This window comes from Streptomyces sp. NPDC091292, assembly GCF_044757265.1.
Lineage (GTDB): Bacteria > Actinomycetota > Actinomycetes > Streptomycetales > Streptomycetaceae > Streptomyces.
The window spans coordinates 1-22,974 of sequence record NZ_JBIVUQ010000025.1 but is presented as its reverse complement, the minus strand read 5'-3'; the positions used below and the strand labels follow the sequence as shown (position 1 = coordinate 22,974).

16 protein-coding genes are annotated in these 22,974 nt (G+C 71.2%); 11 read left to right on the top strand and 5 right to left on the bottom strand.

The genetic code is table 11. From position 1 onward, the window contains the following. Positions 1 to 5 precede the first annotated feature (5 nt). Entirely contained in the window at positions 6 to 425 is a 420-nt protein-coding gene (locus ACIQNU_RS38135) for a PaaI family thioesterase (RefSeq protein WP_401375545.1), read from the top strand. A gap of 13 nt (positions 426 to 438) precedes the next feature. Here ACIQNU_RS38135 and ACIQNU_RS38130 read toward each other — a convergent pair whose 3' ends face one another. Next, positions 439 to 1,443, bottom strand: coding sequence for a Gfo/Idh/MocA family oxidoreductase (locus tag ACIQNU_RS38130; RefSeq protein WP_401375543.1), 1,005 nt, complete (start codon positions 1,441 to 1,443; stop codon positions 439 to 441). Positions 1,444 to 1,543: 100 nt separating this feature from the next. Between ACIQNU_RS38130 and ACIQNU_RS38125 the strand changes: the two genes are divergently transcribed. From ACIQNU_RS38125 to ACIQNU_RS38090, 8 genes are all read left to right on the top strand, one after another. Beyond that, complete coding sequence (locus ACIQNU_RS38125) at positions 1,544 to 2,308, top strand: GntR family transcriptional regulator (RefSeq protein WP_401375542.1); 765 nt, start codon at positions 1,544 to 1,546, stop codon at positions 2,306 to 2,308. Between the two features lie 261 nt (positions 2,309 to 2,569). Further along, the gene (locus ACIQNU_RS38120; RefSeq protein ID WP_401375539.1) at positions 2,570 to 3,553 is read left to right on the top strand and encodes a sugar ABC transporter substrate-binding protein; all 984 of its coding nucleotides are present in this window, start codon (positions 2,570 to 2,572) and stop codon (positions 3,551 to 3,553) included. A 5-nt stretch (positions 3,554 to 3,558) separates the two neighbouring features. Continuing rightward, positions 3,559 to 4,608 (top strand): ABC transporter permease, encoded by a 1,050-nt coding sequence (locus tag ACIQNU_RS38115; RefSeq protein ID WP_401375718.1) that lies wholly within the window; start codon positions 3,559 to 3,561, stop codon positions 4,606 to 4,608. After that, positions 4,605 to 5,453: an ATP-binding cassette domain-containing protein gene (locus tag ACIQNU_RS38110; RefSeq protein WP_401375537.1), complete on the top strand. Its 849-nt coding sequence runs from the start codon at positions 4,605 to 4,607 to the stop codon at positions 5,451 to 5,453. The genes ACIQNU_RS38115 and ACIQNU_RS38110 overlap by 4 nt, the downstream gene beginning before the upstream one ends. An 82-nt stretch (positions 5,454 to 5,535) precedes the next feature. Then, positions 5,536 to 6,690: an ROK family glucokinase gene (locus tag ACIQNU_RS38105; protein WP_401375534.1), complete on the top strand. Its 1,155-nt coding sequence runs from the start codon at positions 5,536 to 5,538 to the stop codon at positions 6,688 to 6,690. Positions 6,691 to 6,692: 2 nt separating this feature from the next. Next, positions 6,693 to 7,271, top strand: coding sequence for a sugar kinase (locus ACIQNU_RS38100; RefSeq protein WP_401375531.1), 579 nt, complete (start codon positions 6,693 to 6,695; stop codon positions 7,269 to 7,271). Positions 7,272 to 7,411: 140 nt separating this feature from the next. Continuing rightward, positions 7,412 to 10,267 (top strand): DEAD/DEAH box helicase, encoded by a 2,856-nt coding sequence (locus ACIQNU_RS38095; RefSeq protein ID WP_401375529.1) that lies wholly within the window; start codon positions 7,412 to 7,414, stop codon positions 10,265 to 10,267. Continuing rightward, positions 10,264 to 11,943, top strand: a complete 1,680-nt coding sequence (locus ACIQNU_RS38090; RefSeq protein WP_401375527.1) for an SWIM zinc finger family protein — start codon at positions 10,264 to 10,266, stop codon at positions 11,941 to 11,943. Before ACIQNU_RS38095 ends, ACIQNU_RS38090 begins: the two co-directional genes overlap by 4 nt. Before the next feature lie 350 nt (positions 11,944 to 12,293). On the opposite strand, the gene ACIQNU_RS38085 is transcribed toward ACIQNU_RS38090, so the two are convergent. The 4 genes from ACIQNU_RS38085 to ACIQNU_RS38070 all read right to left on the bottom strand — a co-directional run bounded on the left by ACIQNU_RS38085 (position 12,294) and on the right by ACIQNU_RS38070 (position 20,273). Next, on the bottom strand, positions 12,294 to 12,701 hold the full coding sequence (locus tag ACIQNU_RS38085) for a hypothetical protein (protein ID WP_401375715.1): 408 nt from the start codon (positions 12,699 to 12,701) through the stop codon (positions 12,294 to 12,296). Between the two features lie 127 nt (positions 12,702 to 12,828). Next, on the bottom strand, positions 12,829 to 13,560 hold the full coding sequence (locus ACIQNU_RS38080; RefSeq protein WP_401375526.1) for a hypothetical protein: 732 nt from the start codon (positions 13,558 to 13,560) through the stop codon (positions 12,829 to 12,831). A 28-nt stretch (positions 13,561 to 13,588) separates the two neighbouring features. After that, positions 13,589 to 18,256, bottom strand: a complete 4,668-nt coding sequence (locus ACIQNU_RS38075; RefSeq protein WP_401375524.1) for an RHS repeat-associated core domain-containing protein — start codon at positions 18,254 to 18,256, stop codon at positions 13,589 to 13,591. Between the two features lie 790 nt (positions 18,257 to 19,046). Next, positions 19,047 to 20,273 (bottom strand): hypothetical protein, encoded by a 1,227-nt coding sequence (locus ACIQNU_RS38070; protein WP_401375522.1) that lies wholly within the window; start codon positions 20,271 to 20,273, stop codon positions 19,047 to 19,049. Positions 20,274 to 20,857: 584 nt separating this feature from the next. Between ACIQNU_RS38070 and ACIQNU_RS38065 the strand changes: the two genes are divergently transcribed. Together ACIQNU_RS38065 and ACIQNU_RS38060 are read left to right on the top strand one after the other, a co-directional pair. Beyond that, positions 20,858 to 22,192 (top strand): alpha/beta fold hydrolase, encoded by a 1,335-nt coding sequence (locus ACIQNU_RS38065; protein WP_401375519.1) that lies wholly within the window; start codon positions 20,858 to 20,860, stop codon positions 22,190 to 22,192. A gap of 58 nt (positions 22,193 to 22,250) precedes the next feature. Beyond that, positions 22,251 to 22,883, top strand: coding sequence for an MBL fold metallo-hydrolase (locus tag ACIQNU_RS38060; RefSeq protein WP_401375517.1), 633 nt, complete (start codon positions 22,251 to 22,253; stop codon positions 22,881 to 22,883). Positions 22,884 to 22,974: the final 91 nt, after the last annotated feature.

Below are 22,974 nucleotides of genomic sequence, written 5' to 3'. Positions count from 1 at the left end.
ACCGCATGACCGAAGTCTTCGGCCTCGCGCAGGCCCGGAAGACGCTGGAGAGCCAGCCGTTCAGCCGACTGGTCCAGGCCCGTGTCACGGCCTTCGGCGACGGCGGGGCCACGCTGGAGATCGACATCCGCGAGGAGTTGCACCAGCAGAACGGCTTCCTGCACGGCGGCGTCCTCGCCTACGCCGCGGACAACGCCCTGACCTTCGCCGGCGGCACAGCGCTCGGCCCGGCCGTACTGACCGGCGGCTTCACGATCCAGTACCTCCGCCCGGCCACCGGCCGCACCCTCGTCGCGCGCGCCGAGGTCGTCCACGCGGGCCGCCGCCAGGCCGTCGTCCGCTGCGACCTGTCCACGGTGGACGCGGACGACGGGAGCGAGCGGGTGTGCGCGGTGGCCCAGGGGACGGTGCTGCCGGTCCAGTGACGGGCCCCGCGCGTCAGGCGTCCGGGATCTCTCCGAGGGACACCGCTCGCCGCTCCCGCCGCGACAGCTCGCACGCCTCCGCGATCCGCAGCGCGTGCAGCGCCTCGCGGCCGTCGCACGGGTTGTCGCGCTCGCCGCGCACCACGTCCACGAAGGCCACGAGTTCCGCCTCGTAGGCGGGCGCGAAACGCTCCAGGAAACCGGGCCACGGCTTGTCGGCGGCGGGCGGCCCGGCCGGCTCGGTGGACGCGATCGGCGTACGGTCGTCCAGGCCCACCGCGACCTGGTCCCGCTCCCCGGCCAGCTCCATCCGTACGTCGTACCCGGCACCGTTGAGCCGGGTCGCCGTGGCCGTGGCGAGCGTCCCGTCGTCCAGGGTGAGCAGCGCGGCGGCCGTGTCCACGTCCCCGGCCTCGCGGAACATCGCGGGCCCCGCGTCCGACCCGGCGGCGTACACGTCGAGGACCTCGCGCCCGGTCACCCAGCGCAGGATGTCGAAGTCATGGACCAGGCAGTCCCGGTACAGCCCGCCGGAGAGCGGCAGATACGCGGCCGGCGGCGGCGCCGGGTCGGAGGTCATCGCGCGGACCGTGTGCAGCCGCCCCAGCCTGCCGTCCCGCACCCACGCGCGCGCGGTGGTGTAACCGGCGTCGAAGCGCCGCTGAAAACCCATCTGGAGGACCGTGCCCGCCGCCTCCACCTCACGCAGCGCCGCCAGCGTGCCCGGCAGGTCCAGGGCGATGGGCTTCTCGCAGAACACCGGAAGCCCGGCCCGCGCCGCCCGGCCGATCAGCTCCGCGTGGGCCGACGTCGCCGTGGTGATCACGACCGCGTCCACGCCCCAGGTGAAGATCTCGTCCACTCCCGGGGCCACCGTCGCCCCGATCCGGTCGGCGAGCGTGTGCGCGCGGCCGGGGTCGGCGTCCGTGACGACCAGGGAACCCACCTCGCGATTACGGTTCAGGGCCGCCGCGTGAAAGGTGCCGATGCGGCCCGTGCCGATGAGTCCGATGCGCATGGGTACAAGCTGTCCGGGCCCACGCCTCCTGTCAATACTTTGTCCGGACAATCGAACTTCACAACTTCCCGTCATCATTTCCTGCGACTACGCTCGGCCCGTGCCCAAACCAGAAGTCGATCCGACCGTCGCGCTCCGCCTCAGCGTCGACCGGGGCAGCCCGGTCCCGCTCTACTTCCAGCTGTCCCAGCAACTGGAGGCGGCGATCGAACACGGCACGCTCACCCCGGGCAGCCTCCTGGGCAACGAGATAGAACTGGCGGGCCGCCTCGGGCTGTCCCGGCCGACCGTCCGCCAGGCCATCCAGTCCCTCGTGGACAAGGGCCTCCTGGTCCGCCGCAGGGGCGTCGGCACCCAGGTCGTGCACAGTCAGGTCAAGCGCCCCCTGGAGCTGAGCAGCCTCTACGACGACCTGGAGGCGGCCGGTCAGCGCCCCGCGACCCGGGTCCTCGACAACACCCTCGTCCCCGCGTCCGCCGAGATCGCCGCCGCGCTCGGTGTCCCCGAGGGCAGCGAGGTGCACCGTGTGGAGCGGCTGCGGCTCGCGCACGGCGAGCCCATGGCGTACCTCTGCAACCATCTGCCGACCGGGCTGCTCGTCCTGGAGAACGACCGCCTCGAAGCCACCGGGCTCTACCGGCTGATGCGCGCCGTCGGCATCACCCTGCACAGCGCACGGCAGTCGGTCGGGGCGCGCGCCGCCACCGCCGTGGAGGCCGAGCGCCTCGCCGAGCCCGACGGGGCGCCGCTGCTCACCATGCAGCGCACCACGTTCGACGACACCGGACGGCCCGTCGAGTTCGGCTCGCACACCTATCGCGCGTCGCGCTACTCCTTCGAGTTCCAGCTCCTCGTACGGCCCTGAGCCGCCGGGGCGTACGGTCCTGAGCCACTGGGCCGCAGAGCCGGAGCGGTGCCCCGCGCGCGTGGACGACGACACCACGCGCGTACCGGACGACCCCGCGCGCGGACCCGATGGCCGGGCGCCCGATCGCCGTGACCGATACTGGAGCGTTCGGGGTCGCGAAGACGGCCCACGGGGCCGGTTCCGTCGGCCCCGGCGTACCGGGGATTGCGGCAAGAAGGGCACGGGGTCGTGGCAAGGGTTGGGACAGGGGTTCGCGTGATGGGCGCCGTGCTGGTGGCGGCGCTCGGGATCTCCCTCGCGGGATGCAGCAGCACCGGCGGCAAACGGGCAGAGGACGCCCGCAAGGCCGCCGCCGCCCAGGGCAAGGCCGCCGTGAACACGCCCCGCTGGACGTTCGCGATGGTGACGCACTCCGGTGAGGGCGACTCGTTCTGGGACATCGTCCGCAGTGGCGCCGAGCAGGCCGCCGCCAAGGACAACATCAACTTCTTGTACTCGAACAGCGACGAGGGCCAGCAGCAGGCGCGGCTCGTCGACACCGCCGTCGACAAGAAGGTCGACGGCATCGTCGTCACGCTCGCCAAGCCCGACGCGCTGAAGGCGGCCGTGGCCCGCGCCGAGAAGGCCGGCATCCCCGTCATCACCGTGAACTCCGGCTCCGCCGAGTCCAAGGAGTTCGGCGCCCTCACCCACGTCGGCCAGGACGAGACCATCGCGGGCGAGGCCGTCGGGGACACCCTCAACGAACGAGGCCGCCACAAGGCCCTGTGCATCCTGCACGAACAGGGCAACGTCGGCCACGAACAGCGCTGCGCGGGCGCCAAGTCCCGCTTCGAGGGCGACATGGAGAACCTGTACGTCGAGGGCACGAACATGCCCTCCGTACGCTCCGCGATCGGCGCGAAGCTCCAGGCCGACCCGTCCATCGACACCGTCGTCACCCTCGGCGCGCCCTTCGCGGACGCCGCCGTCCAGGCTCGGCAGGACGCCGGCAGCAAGGCGGAGATCGACACCTTCGACCTCAACGCCAAGGTCGCCGGCGCCCTCAAGGACGGCACCCTCGGCTTCGCCGTCGACCAGCAGCCCTACCTCCAGGGCTACCAGGCGATCGACCTGCTGTGGCTGTACAAGTACAACGCCAACGCGCTCGGCGGCGGCCGGCCCGTCCTCACCGGACCCCAGATCATCACCAAGGACCAGGCCCCGGCCCTTGAGGACTACGCGAAGCGGGGCACCCGATGACCACCATGGCCCCGGCACCCGCACCGGACGGCACCGGGACCGACGAACGGCTCCTTACGTCCTCGCCCTTGCGTAAACTTCTCGGCCGCCCCGAACTGGGCTCGGTCGTCGGCGCGATCGCCGTCTTTCTGTTCTTCGCGCTCGTCGCCGACAGCTTCCTGCGCGCCACCAGCATCAGCACCGTCCTGTACGCGGCGTCGACGCTCGGCATCATGGCCGTACCGGTGGCGCTGCTGATGATCGGCGGCGAGTTCGACCTGTCGGCCGGTGTCATGGTGACCAGCTCCGCGCTGATCTCCTCGATGTTCAGCTACCAGATGACCGCGAACGTCTGGGTGGGCGTCGCCGTCTCGCTGGTGGTGACCCTCGCGCTCGGCCTGTTCAACGGTCTGATGCTGACCCGTACCAAACTGCCCAGCTTCATCATCACGCTCGGCACCTTCATGATGCTGACCGGGATGAACCTCGGCTTCACCAAGCTGATCAGCGGCACCGTCTCCACCAAGTCGATCTCCGACATGGAGGGCTTCTCGTCCGCCAAGACGGTCTTCGCGTCGACGGTCACCGTCGGAGGCGTCGCCTTCAAGATCACCATCCTGTGGTGGCTCGCGCTCGTCGCCGTCGCCACCTGGATCCTGCTCCGCACCCGCGCCGGCAACTGGATCTTCGCGGCGGGTGGCGGCAGGGAAGCGGCCCGCGCGGTCGGCGTCCCCGTCGACAGGACCAAGGTCGGCCTGTACGTCGGCGTCGCGCTGGGCGCCTGGATCTCCGGGCAGCACCTCCTGTTCTCGTTCGACGTCGTCCAGTCCGGTGAAGGCGTCGGCAACGAACTCAAGTACATCGTCGCGGCCGTCATCGGCGGCTGCCTGATCACCGGCGGCTACGGCTCCGCCGTCGGCTCGGCGGTCGGCGCCTTCATCTTCGGCATGGCGAGCATGGGCATCGTCTACGCCGAGTGGGACGCCGAATGGTTCACGTTCTTCCTCGGAGCGATGCTGCTCCTCGCGACCCTGCTCAACGCCTGGGTCCGCAAGCGCGCGGAGGCCACCACATGACGACGTCGGCCCGTACCCCGGGTACCCCGCTGATCGCACTCGACGCCGTCAGTAAGTACTACGGCACCATCCGCGCCCTCGAAGGGGTGTCCCTGGAGGTCCACGCGGGCGAGATCACCTGTGTGCTCGGCGACAACGGCGCCGGGAAGTCCACGCTCATCAAGATCGTCGCGGGGCTGCACCGGCACGACGCGGGCACCTTGCGCATCGAGGGCGAGGAGTGCCGCCTGTCGTCACCGCGTGAAGCGCTCGACCGGGGCATCGCCACCGTCTACCAGGACCTCGCCGTCGTCCCCCTGATGCCGGTCTGGCGGAACTTCTTCCTCGGCTCCGAGCCCACCAGGGGCCGCGGGCCCTTCCGGCGCCTGGACACCGACCTGATGCGCCGCACCACCCGCGCCGAGCTGCTGCGCATGGGCATCGACCTGCGCGACGTCGACCAGCCCATCGGCACCCTCTCCGGCGGCGAGCGGCAGTGCGTGGCCATCGCCCGTGCCGTGTACTTCGGCGCCAAGGTCCTCGTACTGGACGAGCCCACCGCGGCCCTCGGTGTGAAGCAGTCCGGCGTGGTGCTCAAGTACGTCGCCGCCGCCCGGGACGCCGGACTCGGCGTGGTCCTCATCACGCACAATCCGCACCACGCGTATCTCGTCGGCGACCGTTTCGTCCTCCTGAAGCGCGGCGCCATGTCCGGCAGCCACCTCCGCGACGCGATCACCCTCGACGAGCTGACCCGCGAAATGGCGGGCGGCAGCGAGCTGGACGACCTCCGGCACGAACTGGAGCGCGCCCCCGCCCCCACCCACGTCGGCGGCCACCCGGCGGACGCCGCGTCCGACGCATGACCGCGCCCGTCCGACGCGGGACGGCGACCGCCCTCCGCCGTCGTTATGCGCCCCTACGCGCGCGTGAGGCACAATCGGCGCGATGAGCACCTACCGCGACCTCGCGCACCGTGGCTCCGCACGCGCCACCGTCCTGCGGACCGTGGGCACCCGTGAGCGCCGATCGCATCTGACGGCGCCCCGCGTCCCCACCGTCGGCATCGACATCGGCGGTACGAAGGTGATGGCGGGTGTCGTCGACGCCGACGGCACCATCCTGGAGAAGCTGCGCACCGAGACGCCCGACAAGTCCAAGAGCCCCAAGGTCGTCGAGGACACCATCGTCGAACTGGTCCTGGACCTGTCCGACCGGCACGACGTGCACGCCGTCGGCATCGGCGCCGCGGGCTGGGTCGACGCCGAACGCAACCGCGTCCTGTTCGCGCCCCACCTCTCCTGGCGCAACGAACCCCTCCGCGACCGCATCGCGGGCCGGCTCGCCGTGCCCGTGCTGGTCGACAACGACGCGAACACCGCCGCCTGGGCCGAGTGGCGCTTCGGCGCGGGCCGCGGCGAGGACCACCTCGTCATGATCACCCTCGGTACGGGCATCGGCGGCGCCATCCTGGAGGACGGCCAGGTCAAGCGCGGCAAGTACGGTGTCGCCGGCGAATTCGGCCATATGCAGGTCGTCCCCGGCGGCCACCGCTGCGCCTGCGGCAACCGGGGCTGCTGGGAGCAGTACAGCTCCGGCAACGCCCTCGTGCGCGAGGCCCGCGAGCTGGCGACGGCGGACTCTCCGGTCGCGTACAGCATCATCGAGCGCGTCCAGGGCCACATCCCCGACATCACCGGACCCCTCATCACCGAGCTGGCCCGCGAGGGCGACGCCATGTGCGTCGAACTGCTCCAGGACATCGGCCAGTGGCTCGGCATCGGCATCGCCAACCTCGCCGCCGCGCTCGACCCCTCCTGCTTCGTCATCGGCGGCGGCGTCAGCGCCGCCGACGACCTGCTCATCGTGCCCGCCCGGGACGCCTTCCGCCGCCACCTCACCGGCCGCGGCTACCGCCCCGAGGCCCGCATCGCCCGCGCCCAGCTCGGCCCCGAGGCGGGCATGGTCGGCGCCGCCGACCTGGCCCGCCTGGTCGCCCGCCGCTTCCGCCGGGCCAACCGCCGCCGCGTCGAGCGCTACGAACGCTACGAGCGGTACGCGGAGGCCCGCCGCACCTCACGCTCCGCCCAGGGGGCCCCGTGACCATGTCCACACTGCCCCGCCAGGTGCCGTCCCCGGAGGAACCGGGACGACGGCCCGAAGGGCGCGGCCACCGGATCCGCCGCCGCGCGTTCACCCTCCTGATCATCGTGCTGCTCATCGGCGTACCCGCCGGATATCTCATGATCTCCGCCGACCAGAGCCGGGACAGCGGCAAGGACAAGGAGGCCAAGTACTCCGCGACCGGCCTCACGCCCGGCTGGCCGTCGAAGGTCCAGCGACGCCTCTACGAGATCACCATCCCCTCGTACTCCGGGAACGTCGCCTACTACGAGACCAACAACTGGAAGACCAGCCGCCTGTACGTCCAGTTCCTCACCAGCAACGAGGGCCTGGACAAGTTCCTCGGCACCCTGGGCACCCACACCGACGCACTGCACGCCGACGACCTGCCGATCAACACCCGGGACCGCAAGGTCGTCGACTGGGACTTCTCGGGCCCCGGCCCCTGGTCGGGCCTCACCCGCACCCAGGACGACCCGCGGCCGTCCACGAACGTCGTCGTGAACTGGTCCGACCCCGCGCATCCCATGGTGTACGTGGTGTCCACGGCGACACCGTGAGGCGCCCGGCACCGGCGTGACGGTTTCGGTCACGGAGGCTTCGGGGACCGGGCCCGTACGGCGCCGGAGCCGATTGTCAGAGGCCGCCCGTACAGTCGAAGACGTCTGATCCGGCTGCGCGGAGGGAGGTGACCAGTCGTATGCGGACGACCCGGCTCGCCTGCGTCTTCGTCCCCGGAGACGTCCCCCGCGAGGGACGGCTGGCCTTCTGGGACCCGGAGGGCGGGACCCCGCCCCCGGACGCCGGCGGGGTGCCGGAAGACCTCACCGTGGTGCGGCGGCACGGCCGCGGTGTGCGCGGCGCCCGCGTGCCCGCGCGGATGCTGCCCGTCGCCGAAGCCCTCCCGATCCTGGTCGGCGCCCGCCACGACCCCGCGGCCCATCCCGCCACCGCCTGCTGGGGCGCCGCCGCCCTGCTCGCCCTGCGCCTCGTCGCGCGCGGGCGCATGCTCCCGGGCCTCACCCCCGAGGCGTACGACGCGTGGCGCGCGGGCCCCCTGGAGGCCGACGACATCGCCCACCTGCGCGCGGTGGCCGCCGCCCTGCCCCCGGAAGGGCACGCGACACCGCTCCCGGACCGCACCCCCCTGGAAATGCCCCAGCCGGAAGCGCTCGTACGGGCCTTTCTCGACGCCGTCGCCGACACCCTGCCCCGCACCCCGGCCGCCCCCCACGCCTCCGGCGCCCCCTTCGCCGCCGGGGAGCGGCAGCGGCTGCCCGGTGCCGTCGACTGGGCCGCCGAGGTCGCCGCCGGACGGGACACCGGCGTGCGGATCTCGCTGCGCCTCGACCTGGCCGCGTCCCGCCTCTTCGACGGCACAGCGGAGGGCCGCAGCGCGGGCACCGCCCTCGTCCAGGTGCACAGCCTCGCCGACCCCACCCTCGTCATCGACGCGGCGGCCCTGTGGGCGGGCCAGGGCGAGGACGCCTTCGGGCCGCGCGCCCGCGTGGACACCGCACTCGCCGTGCGCCGCGCCGCCCGGGTCTGGCCGCCGCTGGACCGGCTCGGCGAACAGGACGTGCCCGACGTGCTGCCGCTGTCCGAGGAGGAGCTGTCGGAGCTGCTCGGCCTGGGCGCCACACGGCTGGCCGCCGCCGGGGTCGCCGTGCACTGGCCGCGCGACCTCGCCCAGGACCTCACCGCCACCGCCGTGGTCCGCCCGGCACCCGGCTCCGCGACCGACGGCACCGGATTCTTCGAGAGCGAGGACCTGCTCCAGTTCCGCTGGCAGCTCGCCCTCGGCGGAGACCCGCTGTCGGAGGGCGAGATGGACGCGCTCGCCGAGGCGCACCGGCCGGTGGTGCGGCTGCGCGACCAGTGGGTGCTGGTCGACCCGGCGCTCGTCCGCAAGGCGCGCAAACGCGAACTGGGCCTGCTCGACCCGGTCGACGCCCTGTCGGTCGCCCTCACCGGCAGCGCCGAGGTCGACGGCGAGACGGTCGACGCGGTGCCCGTCGGCGCCCTCGCCACCCTGCGCGACCGGCTCACCGCCGGACTGCCGCCCGCCGAGCCGCCACCGGCGCTCCGCGCGCGGCTGCGGGACTATCAGCTCCGGGGCCTGGCCTGGCTCGACCTGATGACCTCGCTCGGCCTCGGCGGCTGCCTCGCCGACGACATGGGCCTCGGCAAGACGGTCACCCTCATCGCCCTGCATCTGCGCAGGGACCGCCGCGAACCGACCCTCGTGGTCTGCCCGGCGTCCCTCCTGGGCAACTGGCAGCGGGAGATCACCCGCTTCGCGCCCGGCGTCCCCGTCCGCCGCTTCCACGGCACCGAGCGCAGCCTCGACGGCCTCGGCACCGGTTTCGTCCTCACCACCTACGGCACCATGCGGTCCACCGCCGCACGGCTCGCCGAACAGCCCTGGGGCATGGTCGTCGCCGACGAGGCACAGCACGTCAAGAATCCGTACTCCGCGACGGCGACCGCCCTGCGCACCATCCCCGCACCCGCGCGCGTGGCCCTCACCGGCACCCCCGTCGAGAACAACCTCTCCGAACTGTGGGCCCTGCTCGACTGGACGACCCCCGGACTCCTCGGCCCCCTCAAGTCGTTCCGCGCCCGGCACGCGCGCGCGGTGGAGAACGGCGAGGACAGTGAGGCCGTGGAGCGCCTGGCCCGGCTGATCCGCCCCTTCCTGCTGCGGCGCAAGAAGTCCGACCCGGGCATCGTCCCCGAACTGCCGCCCAAGACCGAGACGGACCACCCGGTGCCGCTCACCCGCGAACAGGCCGCGCTGTACGAGGCGGTGGTCCGTGAGTCGATGCTCCAGATCGAGACGTCCGAAGGCATCGCCCGCCGTGGCCTGGTCCTGAAGCTGCTCGGCGCGCTCAAGCAGATCTGCAACCATCCCGCCCAGTATCTGAAGGAGGGCGTGCCGGGAGCGGCGGGCGGTGTCGTACGGGAAGCAGAGGGCGTCGGTGTCGGTGTGGGTGTCGGTGTCGTCGGTGGGCTGCGGCTGGCCGGGCGGTCCGGGAAGCTCGCCCTGCTCGACGAGTTGCTGGACACCCTCCTCGCCGAGGAGGGCTCGGCGCTGGTCTTCACGCAGTACGTGGGGATGGCCCGGCTGATCGGTGCCCACCTCGCCTCGCGCGCGGTCCCGGCGGAGCTGCTGCACGGCGGTACGCCGGTCGCGGAGCGGGAGCGCATGGTCGACCGCTTCCAGAGCGGAGCGAACCCGATCCTCGTCCTCTCCCTCAAGGCGGCGGGCACCGGCCTGAATCTCACCCGCGCGGGCCACGTCATCCACTTCGACCGCTGGTGGAACCCGGCCGTCGAAGAACAGGCCACGGACCGCGCGTACCGCATCGGCCAGACCCAGCCGGTCCAGGTGCACCGCCTGATCACCGAGGGCACGGTGGAGGACCGTATCGCCGAGATGCTGGAGTCGAAGAGGGCACTGGCCGACGCGGTACTCGGCTCGGGCGAGGCGTCCCTCACGGAGCTGACCGACCGGGAACTGTCGGACCTGGTGTCGTTGCGGAGGCCGTCATGACGGGGGCGGAAGCGGGGGCGGGCGCGGGGATGGGGGTTGGTGCGGGCGGTTCCGGTGCAGGCGGTTCCGGTACGGGTGGTACCGGTGGGGCGCGTCCGGGGGATGTCGCGCGGCGGGCGTTGTACGCGGCGCGGGCCGGGGCGGCGGATGCCGAGTCCGTCGATGAGGGTGCGGCCGAGCCGGCCGCCGGGAATGCGGTGTCCTCCGAGGCGCCCTCCGAGGACATCGGGAGCGGGACCGAGGCGGGCGGAGACCTCGCCGGGCGTCCGGGGGACGTGGCTCGCGAAGCGTTGCGGGCGGCGCGGGCGGGGGCGGGGGTGGGCGTCGGCGGGGGAGTGTCCGGTACCGCGGGACCGGTCCGCCGCCCGGTTCAGGGCCGCAAGCGCGCCGCCACACCTCCCCCCGCACCTTCCGGACCCCGCACCGACGATGCCGCCCCGCCACCTCCACCCGCCGGCGAGTCCTTCGCGACGACCTGGTGGGGGCACGCCTGGGTGCGGGCGCTGGAGGAAGGGGCCATGGACGGCGCCCGGTTGGCCCGGGGGAGGGCGTATGCGGGGCAGGGGCATGTCGCGGCGATCAGCGTCACACCGGGACGCGTCCTGGCCTATGTGCACGGCAGCCGCCCGCGCCCGTACCGCGCGCAGATCCGGCTGCGGACGCTCGGGGACGACGAATGGGAGCGTTTCCTGGACGCCGCCGCCGAGCGCCCCGGCCATATCGCGGCGCTCCTCGACAAGGACATGCCGCACTCACTCGCCGACTGCGGAGTCGACCTGCTCCCCGGCCCCGGCGACCTGGATCCGCAGTGCGGTTGCCCCGACTCCGGGCGCCCCTGCAAGCACGCCGCCGCGCTCTGCTACCAGACGGCGCGACTGCTCGACGAGGACCCGTTCGTCCTGTTCCTGATGCGGGGCCGCGACGAGAAGGCCCTCCTGGACGCCCTCTCCCGCCGCAACGCCGCCCTGACGGCGCGCGCGGCCCGTGAGGCCCAGGCCCAGGCCCCGGCGCCGTTCCCGGGCGTCCGTGCCCGCGACGCGTTCGCCGAGCGCACCATGCCGCCGCTCCCGCCCCCGCTGCGCGTACCGCCGCACCCCGAGCAGCCACCGGCGCACCCGGCCGCGCCGGGCGGCCCGGACCCGTTCGCGCTCGACCAGTTGGCGACCGACGCGGCGGCCCGCGCCCACGCCCTGCTGACGGCGGGCCGGGACCCCGTGGCCGGCCTCACCCTCTGGCAGGACGCCGTCCGTCTCGCGGCGGCCCGCCCCGGCTCCGGACTCACCGCGACGACCCGGAGCCTGTACGCCGCGCTGGCCGACGCCACCGGGCGCGACACCGCCGACCTGAGCCGCGCCGTCGCCGCCTGGCGGCAGGGCGGCGCCGAGGGGTTGAGCGTCCTGGAGGAACCCTGGGACCCGCCCGCGGGGCGCTTCGACCGCGCACGCCCCGCCCTCCTGGCCGCCGACCTCCCGGCCTTCCGCCCTTGGCGCAACCACCTCACGCACCCCAAGGCCCACGTCCAACTCCGCCTGGGCCGCGACGGACTCTGGTACGCCTATGAATCGGAACCGGGACAAGACAACTGGTGGCCCCGAGGCGTCCCGGACCTGGACCCGGTAGGCGCCCTGACGACCCTCGGCACGGACCCACCACCCTCCACACCACAACCCCACTGACACCCCGAAGCCCACCCGACCCGTCACCCGAGGCGTACATCCCCGCCCCACGCGTGGCCTCCCGGCGCCTCCACCGACAGCCCCCTTGCACCCACGCCCGTAGTCCGGTGACCCGCCCGTGAACCAGATGGGGCGGCGGCAGAGAACAGCCGCAGGCGAAGCCGTTCGCGCTCCCGGCGGCGGGTTTCCGCTCGCTCGCCGCTGTCCACGAACAGCGCCGAGCTGTGGAAGCGCGGAACAACACCCTGCTGGAGGCCCCCTCTTTCCCAGGTCCTGACCTCGATGCCGGGTGTCGGCGTCACCCTCAAGCGACGACTGCACGAACCAGCCCACAGGCAGGTCGATTCAGGTCAACGCCTTGTGCCGTCCACCCACGCCGAGACAGCTGCGGCAGCCCGCCGGACAGCTTCTTCCGGGTCCCGGGAGAGCTTCGCGCACGCCGCTGCGACATCCCGCACACCGTCCGGTCCCACGAGCGCGTCATGCACCCCGGTCTGCAGCCAGTCAGCCTGGTCGTCGTCAGCCTCGGCAACCGCGAGAGCGATGAGCCTCATGGCCGCCACCGTCCCCACCCGGGCCAGGGCCTCTGCCGTCTGTCGCGTGACGGCCGTGTCCTCGACGTCCAGCAGCAGCCCCACCAGCGCTTCCGCAGCCTCAGGCACATCAGCGAAGGAAGCAAGGTCGCGCCCGGCACGAACACGTTGCGTCCACGAAGGAGACGACGCCTCGGCCAAGGCCGCCTCCAACCCGCTCATCATCTCTGGCACGAGCCAGACAGTCTCATGCCCCACGAAGAAGATCGAACCCCGGGCCGATGCTGATCTCACAGCCATCGTCGTCCGCCATTGCGGGCGCGGGCCTGCGGAGAGCGGACGGACAGAGCCGTCACTGCACGCTGGTGCGGGCCGCCGTCCGGAGTCGGTCGGTATCCACTGCTTCCTGGGTGCCGCCGTGCGTCAGACGGATGCCGTCGGCGGCGCTGTCCGCGCGCCAGATGTCGCCGTGGCGGTTCTCCCACTCGACGAAGCTTCCGGAGGCGTCGTCGAGCAGGCCCAGCTCCCGTACGAGGGTGTCCAGGGGAGCGAAGCCACGGGCGTCTCCCTTGCTCGCGCTGCGCGTGCGGGTGTTGTCGTAGCGCATTTTGACGAAGGGCACCGGCGTGCGGTCGAGCTTGTTGGGCTGGAGCATCTTGCGGAATCTTCCCCAGGCTTCCTCCCCGTTCTCCCGGCCGGAGATCTCGGAGGCGTAGGCGGGGAAGACGGCGTAGGTGACGGCGGCCAGTTCAGGATTCTCCGTGGCGTGGTAGCCGTGCACGTCGGCCCCGGCCACCCCGACGGTGTCGAACGCGGTCCCGGCGTATGCAAAGCCTTCGATCCCGACCAGCGGTCGCCCCTGTCCCACGAAGGTGCTGTCATGGGCGCGCGCGTGGGCCAGCAGCGCCGTGACAAGTCCCTCGTCGTAGGGGCCGCGTACGTTGACCTGCAGGTTGTGGCGTCCGTCGGTGGACAGTGCGGCGGTGAAGGTGAACATCGGGTTCGGCGACCAGCGCCACGCGGATGCCAGACCGGACACCGGGGCGGCACCGGGCAGGGCGGGAAGGACGGTTCCAGGGTTCACGGGGTGGCTCCTGTGCGGGGACGAGTGCCTAGCTGCATGAGTAGAGAGTGGGGTCGACGTCCTGGCGGTAGGTGGCGTCCATGAGTGCACCGCCGCGCGAGTTTTCGCTTCTCGTCATGGGTTCCATGTTGTCGGGGTCGTTGTAGAAGTCGTTGCGGGTGGCCCGGTCGGAACGGTAGCCCGTCTCGTTCCAGTGATCGACCACCGGCGTCAGATGCTCGTAGGTGAGCTGGTGAGAAGGGACGATCTCACCTGCGGAGTTGCGCCAGGTCAGATCGGATCTCGGAGTGCGTTCCATGATCTGACGGCCCTGGGCGTCGAGCTGTCCGGTGGGCCGCATCGGCGTGCCGCCCTGGGCGATGCCCTCGTCGGTCCAGGTAGCGGCCATGGCGTCGTGGGTGGACTGGCGATAACTGCCGGGGTACTCGCTGTCGCGGTTGTGGCTCTGCTGCGGCGAGTTGGCGTCCCTTTCCCACCGGCCACCCCCGCCGCGGACGCGGACGAGACCCAGCGGGTCGAGGAGGACGAGCGGGTTGGTGACATAGGCGTAGTCATTCGGGTCGGGGCCCAGGCCCAGCGGATCGGCGCTGATGTAGCGCGCGGTCTCAGGGTCGTAGTAGCGGAAGTAGTTGTAGTTGCAGCCGGTCTCGGTGTCCGCGTACTGCCCGGGAAATCGCAACGGGCAGTCGGCTTCCGCAGCTGTGTGCGATGTGCTGATCGGCTTGCCCCAGGCGGTGAATCTGCGGTGCCAGACGATTCTTCCGTCTGCCGAGACAAGTTCGGTCGGCGATCCGACGAGGTCGGTGACGATGGCGTAGAAGCGCGCATCCGTCTCGGCCCGGTGCGCCCCGGCGGGGCCTGCTGCCGGCTGTGCCTGGCCGTCGGTCACTGTCTGGGCGACGGGCCGGTAGGAGCCTGGGGCGTAGTCCCAGGTGGTGACGGTGCCGTCGGCTTCGATCTGTTCGGCGAGGCGTGTTCCGTCCCAGACGAACGCTGTCTGCTCCAGCACGTCGCCGCCACCGCCGAGGCGCTGCTTGCTGATCCGGCGGCCGTCCGGGTCGTAGCTGTATCGCCACTCCGATCCGTCCGGTGTGACGGTTCGGACCAGGCGGTCCTCCGGGCTCCACGCGTAGTGGAAGGTGCGCCGTCCGCCGCTGAGGAGTCGGACGGTCCTGCGGATCAGGCGGCCCTGGCCGTCGTAGGTGTAGGTGGTGCGTCCGGCCCGGCGCAGCCTGGTTCCGTCGAACTCCAGGGGTTGGGTGTCCGGGGTGCCGGCGTGCGGGGAGGCTGTGAGGAGATTGCCCGACTGGTCGTATCCGTAGGCTTCCTCGCGGTCCGCGGTCCTGACCGCGGTCAGTCGGCCGACCGGATCGACGTCGAACCGGCGGCTCTCACCGAGGAGTTCATCGATCTCTCGGAGCGCGCCGTCGACATCGTATGCGTAGGTGCGGTGTTGGAGGACGGTGCCGCCCGCATCACCGCCGCGGCCTGGGCCGGCCACCGTCTGCTCGGCCAGCCGGCCGGAATCGTCCCAACTCTGGTGGAGTACTGCCGCCGCGCCCAGGGTTCTGCGGATCTCCCGGTGGGCGGCGTCGTAGTCGAAGCGCATCTGGCTGCCGGAGCCGGTCAGCGTCTGGGGGCGGCCCGTCGCTCCGTAGGTCCAGGTCGAGGTGATGCCCGAGGGGGTGCGTCGGCTGGTGCGTCTGCCGAGGGCATCGTAGGTGTAGGTCGTGGTGCGTCCGTTGACGGTTTCGGTCAGGGTGCGGCCTGCGGCGTCGTAGGTGCGTTCGACCGTGGTGTCACGGTTGGCCGAGCGGAGCAGCGAGCCGGCGCTGTCGTACTCGTAGGTGGTGACATCGTCCGCCGTCCGGTACTGGAGCGGCCGGCCCAGCAGGTCCACGGTGACGTCCGTGGTCTGTCCGGCGCCGTTGGTCCACGACGTTCGCTGCCCGGCCGCGTCGTGGGTGTAGGTGAGCGTGCGGTCGTTGAAGTCCGTCTCCCGGACCAGGCGGTTGGCCGCGTCGTAGGTGTACTCCCAGGTGCGGCCGTCCGCGCCCTGGACGCCCGTCAGGTTCAGTTCCGTGTCGTACGCGAACGTGTGACGGCGGCTGTCCGGTGTCGTGCGGGAGATCGGCTGGTGGAAGTGTGTGAACTCGTACGCGGTGACCGCACCGTCCCGGGCCGTGTGAGAGACGAGGTTGCCTTCACCGTCCCAGCTCCATGCCTCGGTGGCGCCGTCCGGAAAGGAGCGCCAGGAGGCCAGCCCCTCCACGGTCCAGCCGAACCGGTCGGTGGCGCCGCCCCCGTCGGTCACCGCGCTCACGCGTCCGAAGGAGTCGCGCCGCGCCCTGATCGTCCGGCCCTGCGGATCGGTGAGAGCCACGGGCAGGCCGGCCGGGTCCGTCTCGATGCGGCGGGTGTGGCCCAGCGCGTCGGTGACCGCCACGGGCCGCCCCATGGGGTCATACGTGTAGCGGGTGGTGGCGCCGGAGGGGTCGGTGACGGACAGGCGGTTGCCGTGCTCGTCGTAGGTGTAGTTCCAGACCGCGCCGTCGGGGTCCGTGAGCCGGCGGGTACGGCCTGCCTCGTCGTACTCGGCCCGGGTCGAGCTGAGGTCGGGGCGCACCACCTCGATCAAGTGTCCGGCGGCGTCGAAGACCTGCCGCGTGGTGCGGCCCAACGGATCGGTCCAGGAGATCAGCCGTCCGTGCTCGTCCCACTCCCGCTGTGTCGAGGCGCCCAGGGGACCGGTGACCTGTACGAGTTGCAGGCGCGCGTCGAAACAGTAGGTGGTGGATCGGCCGAGGGAGTTGCGGTACGTGGTGACGCGCGCTGCGTCGTCGTAGGTCAGTGAGCAGTCCAGGAAGCCGTCCGCTCCTCTGCCGTCCGTGACTCTGTGCCGATTGTCGTAGGTGTAGCGGTACCAGCCGCCGTTGCGGTCGGTCCAACTGGTGATGCGGGACTCGGCGTCGTAGGTGAGCTTGAAGTCCCGGCCCTCCGCGTCGGAGACGGAGCGGAGATGGCCCTCGGCGTCGTAGCCGTAGCGTCGTACGACTGTCCACGGCGACTGGGCGCCCGTGCTGTATCCGTCGTCCGGCGAGCTGAGAACGCTCAAGGACGTCACCCGGCCCTGCGTGGCGCCTATGGCCACCTGGTATCCGCCCGAGTGGCGGACCTCGGCAAGGTCACCCGCCTCGTCGTAGAGGAAGTCGATCCGGTGCCCGTTGCGGTCGGTGACCGCGACGACGGGCAGGGTGTAGGCGGAATCGGCACCGTCACGCCGTGTCCCCGGAGCGAAGTGGTGTATCCGCCCGGTCTCCTCGTCGTGGACCGTGATCACACCCCCGTGGTCACCGCTCCACCGCAAAGGCCGTCGCGGCCCTTCCAGAGGCAGGGTCGCCGCGTCCGGCGAAGGAATCGGATACGCCAGGAGCATGCCGTCCTCGGTGGCGAACACCACCCCCTGATCGTCGATCTCCAGCCGCTGGTCCAGCGTCGAGGCCCAACTCGCCCCGAAGCAGCGTCCCCAGCGGTAGGTGGAGATATGGGTGCGTCGGATGACCAGTGGCAGGAGCCCGGCGAGATCCAGGTCCACCTGTTCCATGAGCATCTCGCCGGAGACCATGTCGATCGGGTCACCACCCCGGCATCGCCCCTTGTAGGGTTTGGCCTTTGCGAGAAGGTCCTTGGCGCCGGAACGCAGTGATTTCAGGCCGCCTCTCAGGGCCCGGCCCATCCCCTTCATGCCCTTGGCTATCGCGCCGAGGGAGGTGAGGCCCTTGCCACCGGGTATGCAGTCCAGCGCGGCGAAAGCGACATCCCACAACGTCGCCTGCCCCTTGGCGTATTTGCTCAAGGTGTCGGCGAGGACGACAAGGGCGGCGATCAGGACGATCGCGCCGAGGATCGGCCCGCCGATGATCATCGCGATGATGCCGACCACCGCGACGACGACTTTGCAGACGGCGACGATGGTGTCCCAGTTGTCGGTGAACCAGTCGCCGACCTCTTCCCACCACTTCCGGTTCTGGATACCGGCGTCGGAGGCGTCGCCGATTTTGTCCTTCGCCTCCCGGGCCGCGTCCTCGCGCATTTTCCGGGCGTCGGCGGCCATCTTCTTGGCCGCGTCCAGCGCGTTCGAGGCGGAGGACACGTCGGACTGTGCGCTGGTACGGGCGTTCTTCGCGCTCTGCGCGTCCCGGGTGGCCGCCTTCACCTTGTCCGGGTCCGGCTTGGGTACGTCCTTGCCGCCGGTCGGGTCGTCCTTGTACTTGTCGGCCTCCTTGCCCGCCCGGTCGACCCAGGATTCGGCGGAGGTGAGACGGGACTGGGCGGAGGAGAGGTCGGCCTGTGCCTCGCGGCCCTTGACGAGTGCCTTGTCCGCCAGCGCCTGGGCGCGTTCCAGTTTCGGCCAGTACGCGGCGAGCGCGTCGCCCGCCATCTCGTACGACTTCTTCAGCTTCCGCAGATTCTTCGGCACTCCGGAGAATTCGTCCTGGAAGGCTTTGGCGGACTTGCCGGCCCACGTGAGGACCGCGTCCTCCTCCGCCATCCCCTTCACCAGCCGCAACGCCTCACCGACGTCATCAGCGAAGTCGTGCAGGCCCTTCGCCAGCGTCCGCACCCGGTCCGGATCGCCCGGCGTCGGATCCTTGTCCAGGTCCAGGACATGCCAATCCGTTGGCCGATTCCCCACAACTCCCCCGAAACATGCGACTGCAACGCCGGCGAACTACCAAGTTAGGACAGGCGTACGACGTCTGTCACAACCTGGCAGCGTCGGTTCAGCCAGGCGACAGGGCACCGGTGTCCTGACGCCGGCACAACTCCGGCGCATGGAGGAGTCCGCCCAACGGCCCTTGCTGCCTCGGGGAGTCGGCACGGAGACGACCGGGCGGTCCGTGCCGGACGCTCCGGCCGATGAGTTCCAGCGGATCAGAGGAGATTGCCGAATTCGGCGGCCAGGCGCGGCGCCTGCCACGTCGTTCGCGGGGCAGGCACTCACCTCACCAGCGGGCATCACCGGCAACCTGCTCGACGAGGGCGCCATGCCCGGCGAGCGTCCAGCAGTTCTTGCGCGGCAGGTTCGACAGCGGCCCGAGTGCCAACGTCCTTGCCCGGCGCGTGGCTCCACCCGGACGAACCGTCCCGTGATACGGCCCATCAGAACCTCGAATGCTTCCTGCCGGGCGGGCGGGATCGATGTGGTGACCTGCGGCCACCGTCTGATCTTCTGTCTTCGCGCACTGATCATCACCGGTGGCCGCACCGCAAGGGCACTCGCCTGCGCGCTGTCCCGGTACGCGCGAACATCTGCTGCTGTTCGTAACGCTGCCGGGTGACGTTCCCGATCCGGTGGCCACGCCGATCACGATCGCCGGCGGTGGGCCGGCAGTCCGCCACCGACCGGGCGTCATACGACGACGCCCAAGCCCTGGATGCCGCCCGCCCACCCGGAGTGACTGAGCGGGCGGCACCCCCACCCGTCAGGACGGGTTCAGCTTGATGGCGAAGGTGTTGAAGATGGACCACACGTCGACCCAGCCGAGTCCGGTGGTGCATCCGGAGGCGCCGCAGCCGTAGCCGACGCTGACGATGCCGTTGAGTTCCCGGCTGTTGGCGTCGTTGATGAAGATCACCGGACCGCCGCTGTCGCCGCCCCTGCCGACGATTCCGCCGTTGTTGGGGACGCCGTAGCTGCCCCACACGGTGGTGCCGTTGACGTTCCAACTGGCGTTGCCCGCGTACACCGTGCGGATGTTGCAGACGACCTTGGAGTTGTAGCCGAGCTGGCAGGTGAAGTCGTTGACGGCGATGTTGCGGACGCCGTTGAGGTAACGGGTGTAGCCCGCGGCATCGGTGCCGTCCCACGTGTAGCGGAGGGTAGGCGTCTCGATGAAGAGCGCGTCGATCGCGGGCAGCTTGTACTTCACCTGGCCGATGTAGTTGCCGCCGGCCGTGTAGACGTAGTCGTTGACGTTGTAGCAGTGGCCGGCCGTGACGAGCCACTGGCGGCCGTCCCATGTGCTGACGGCGGGGATGCCGCTGGTGCAGTTGGACTCCGTGCCGTACGCGGGCCCGAGGGCCGCTCCCGCGTAGAACGGCGAGGTGTCGTTCCAGCGGCTCAGGGGGCGCGACGGCGCCGCCTGGGTGACGCGGACCGAGGTGCCGCCGACGGCGGAGCGTTCGGTGACGACGGCGGGCGACGCCAGGTACGCCTTCGCCGCCGTCGGGTCGTCCACGGCCAGTTCGATCGCGCCCCCGTCGACCGACGTGCCCGCCAACTCCACTGCGAAAGGCAGCGCGGGGTCGGAGACGATCGCGTCGATCTCCTCCTTGAGCCGCTGACGGGAGTTCTTGCCCTGAAGGACGTTGACGAGCCCGGTGTCCGCCTTGGGGTTGGCGCGACGCACCGCGGCCAGGAAGCTCCGGCCTTTGCTCACGTCGGTCAGATACACATTGACCGAGCGGTAGTCGGAGGCCATTTCGACCTGTGTGTAGATGTCGGCGCGGTCCCCTTGTCCGACCTGGGCGATGGCATCGGCCACCACTCTCAGCGGTCTGAGAACCTCGCCCTGCTTCGCCGGTGACATTGCAGCGACCTCTGCGACGGACAGCGGCCTCGGCGTATCAGCGGCGGCGGACGCCGCCGTCAGCGGCAGCATGGAGAGGACCGCCACGGCGGCGAGGGCGGAGCGGATCACGTTCTTCATGAACCCCCCAATCGGCCCCGCCTGTGCGGAGCCTGTGTTGACGCGGGGGACAATATTCAGGTAAGTGCCGGAGCACTAGCGCTGGTTACGGACATCGTGGGTGTTTTCCCCGCCCGGGTGGCCCGATTCATCAGGGTCCTCGGCCTCGGCTGATCACAAACCTGGTGTCACCCAACTACGCCGAAGCTCTGGACCTTTCTGGCGGTCGCGCCGCCGGGAAGGGCGTCGGTTTGTCGGCGCCGAGCGAGGAGAACACGCACTGGAGCGCGGCGGTCGGCTGTCTCCTTCAACGGTGGCGGTGCACGAGGCGGGCGATGGGCCGGGCATACGCATATGCAAGACGACCAAGCGGTGGGGTACGTCAAGCCGGATGTAGAGGATCTTCGCGGAGCCGCCACCACAGGGGATGGCCTGCACGGGGTTGTGGCGGAGGGAAAGGCGTGAGCCAGGGGGACCACGAGCCGAGTGACTTGCCGAGCTGCATGGCCACCGATAGCACCGGACCTGCCGTCGCGCGAGAGCCAAGGTCCGCTACGTTCACCCCGGCGATATGACTTCTCGCGACAGATGAGAGGGTCGGACGGGTGAGCGAGACACCGGAGAACACCCTGCAATACCGCTTTGACGGGCCAGAAGACGCCCCGGTCCTGATCCTCGGTCCCTCACTGGGTACCACATGGCACATGTGGGACCGGCAGATACCCGAGCTGACCAGACAGTGGCGGGTGCTGCGGTTCGATCTGCCCGGTCACGGTGGGGCGCCCGCACATGCCTCCACGGCCGTGAATGAGCTGAGCGACCGGTTGCTGACGCTCCTCGACGAGTTGGGCGTGCACCGGTTCGGGTATGCGGGGTGCGCGTTCGGCGGGGCCATCGGTCTCGATCTGGCGTTGCGTCATCCGCACCGGGTTGCGTCACTCGCGGTGATTGCCGCGTCGCCCCGCTTCGGCTCGGCCGACGAGTTCCGTCAGCGCGGTGTCATCGTCCGCAGCAACGGCCTCGACCCGATCGCCCGTACCTCGCCCGAGTGCTGGTTCACGCCGGGCTTCGCCGCCGCGCAGCCCGCGATCACCGAGTGGGCCGTGCAGATGGTCCGCACGACCGACCCCGGCTGCTACATCGCGGCCTGCGAGGCGCTGGCCTCCTTCGACGTGCGGCCCGCGCTCGGCCGGATCGGGGTCCCGACGCTGGTCCTGGTCGGCTCGGACGACCAGGTCACGGGCCCGGCCGAGGCCCGTACGCTCGTCGCCGGCATCCCCGACGCCCGCCTCGCGGTCGTCCCCGGCGCCTCCCATCTCGCCCCCGTCGAACAGCCGGCGGCGGTCACCGACCTGCTCGTCCGGCACTTCTCGACCGCCTGGCAGGCCGCTCCCGACACCACGGGACAGACCGCCGTCCCGGCCGTCTTCGCCGCGCCCGCCGCCGATTCCCCGACCGCGACCACCGCCATCGGCGCGGGCAGCGGCACCGGCAGCGGCACCGGCATGGGCATCGCCGAGATCGCGCCACCCCCGCCGGAGCCCGCGACGCAGGGCAGGCCCGACCCGTACGACGAGGGTCTGAAGCTGCGGCGCGAGATCCTGGGGGACGCGCACGTCGAACGGTCGCTCGCGGCGGCCGGCGACTTCTCCGGCGACTTCCAGCAGCTCCTCACCCGTTACGCGTGGGGCGAGGTGTGGACCAGGCCCGGCCTCGACCGGCGGCTGCGCAGCACCGTCACCCTCACCGCGCTAGTCGCGGGCGGTCACCTCGACGAACTCGCCGCGCACACCCGCGCCGCCCTGCGCAACGGGCTGACCCCCGACGAGATCAAGGAGATCCTGCTCCAGGCGGCCGTGTACTGCGGGCTGCCGGCCGCCAACAGCGCGTTCCGGGTCGTCCAGGAGACGATCCGCGAGGAGACCACACCGGAAGCGTGAACCCCGTGTGAGCCGTGAGCCCGCGCGCGTGGCTCCCGTACGCATCAGGATGGACACCATGAAGCTCACCAAGAAGACACACTCCTGTGTCCGCCTGGAGAAGGACGGCCAGGTCCTCGTCATCGACCCCGGTGCCTTCAGCGAGGAGGACGCGGTCGTCGGCGCGGGCGCGATCCTGGTCACGCACGAGCACCCCGACCACTTCGCCGAGGACCGGCTGCGGGCGGGCCTCGAAGCGAACCCGGACGCCCGGATCTGGACGCTGAAGTCGGTCGCCGACCAGTTGTCGGCCGCGTTCCCCGGCCGCGTGCACACCGTGGGCCACGGCGACACCTTCACGGCCGCCGGATTCGACGTCCAGGTGCACGGCGAACTGCACGCCGTGATCCATCCGGACATCCCGCGCATCACCAATGTCGGCTATCTGGTCGACGGGTCCCTGTTCCACCCCGGGGACGCCCTCACGGTCCCCGACCACCCCGTCGAGACGCTGATGCTCCCCGTGCACGCGCCCTGGAACAAGATCTCCGAGGTGATCGACTACGTACGCGAGGTCAAGCCGCGGCGCGCGTACGACGTCCACGACGCCCTCCTGACGGACCTGGCCCGGCCGATCTACGACCGCCAGATCGGCGCACTCGGCGGCGCCGAGCACCTGCGCCTCGCACCGGGCGACACCGCACCCGTCTAGGGCCTCTCGTTTGGATCAGGCCGGGCTCGCGGGCCCTGGCACCGCACCTCGCCGCGTTGTCGTCGGTCGCCAGGGCGCCGCCCTGACTCCC

Coding starts and splice junctions, on each gene's coding strand:
- ACIQNU_RS38100 (WP_401375531.1), top strand. CDS start 6,693: ATGTCCACACTGCCCCGCCAGGTGCCGTCCCCGGAGGAACCGGGACGA.
- ACIQNU_RS38060 (WP_401375517.1), top strand. CDS start 22,251: ATGAAGCTCACCAAGAAGACACACTCCTGTGTCCGCCTGGAGAAGGAC.
- ACIQNU_RS38105 (WP_401375534.1), top strand. CDS start 5,536: ATGAGCACCTACCGCGACCTCGCGCACCGTGGCTCCGCACGCGCCACC.
- ACIQNU_RS38115 (WP_401375718.1), top strand. CDS start 3,559: ATGGCCCCGGCACCCGCACCGGACGGCACCGGGACCGACGAACGGCTC.
- ACIQNU_RS38130 (WP_401375543.1), bottom strand. CDS start 1,443: ATGCGCATCGGACTCATCGGCACGGGCCGCATCGGCACCTTTCACGCG.
- ACIQNU_RS38095 (WP_401375529.1), top strand. CDS start 7,412: ATGCGGACGACCCGGCTCGCCTGCGTCTTCGTCCCCGGAGACGTCCCC.
- ACIQNU_RS38135 (WP_401375545.1), top strand. CDS start 6: ATGACCGAAGTCTTCGGCCTCGCGCAGGCCCGGAAGACGCTGGAGAGC.
- ACIQNU_RS38110 (WP_401375537.1), top strand. CDS start 4,605: ATGACGACGTCGGCCCGTACCCCGGGTACCCCGCTGATCGCACTCGAC.
- ACIQNU_RS38120 (WP_401375539.1), top strand. CDS start 2,570: ATGGGCGCCGTGCTGGTGGCGGCGCTCGGGATCTCCCTCGCGGGATGC.
- ACIQNU_RS38085 (WP_401375715.1), bottom strand. CDS start 12,701: ATGATGAGCGGGTTGGAGGCGGCCTTGGCCGAGGCGTCGTCTCCTTCG.
- ACIQNU_RS38090 (WP_401375527.1), top strand. CDS start 10,264: ATGACGGGGGCGGAAGCGGGGGCGGGCGCGGGGATGGGGGTTGGTGCG.
- ACIQNU_RS38070 (WP_401375522.1), bottom strand. CDS start 20,273: ATGAAGAACGTGATCCGCTCCGCCCTCGCCGCCGTGGCGGTCCTCTCC.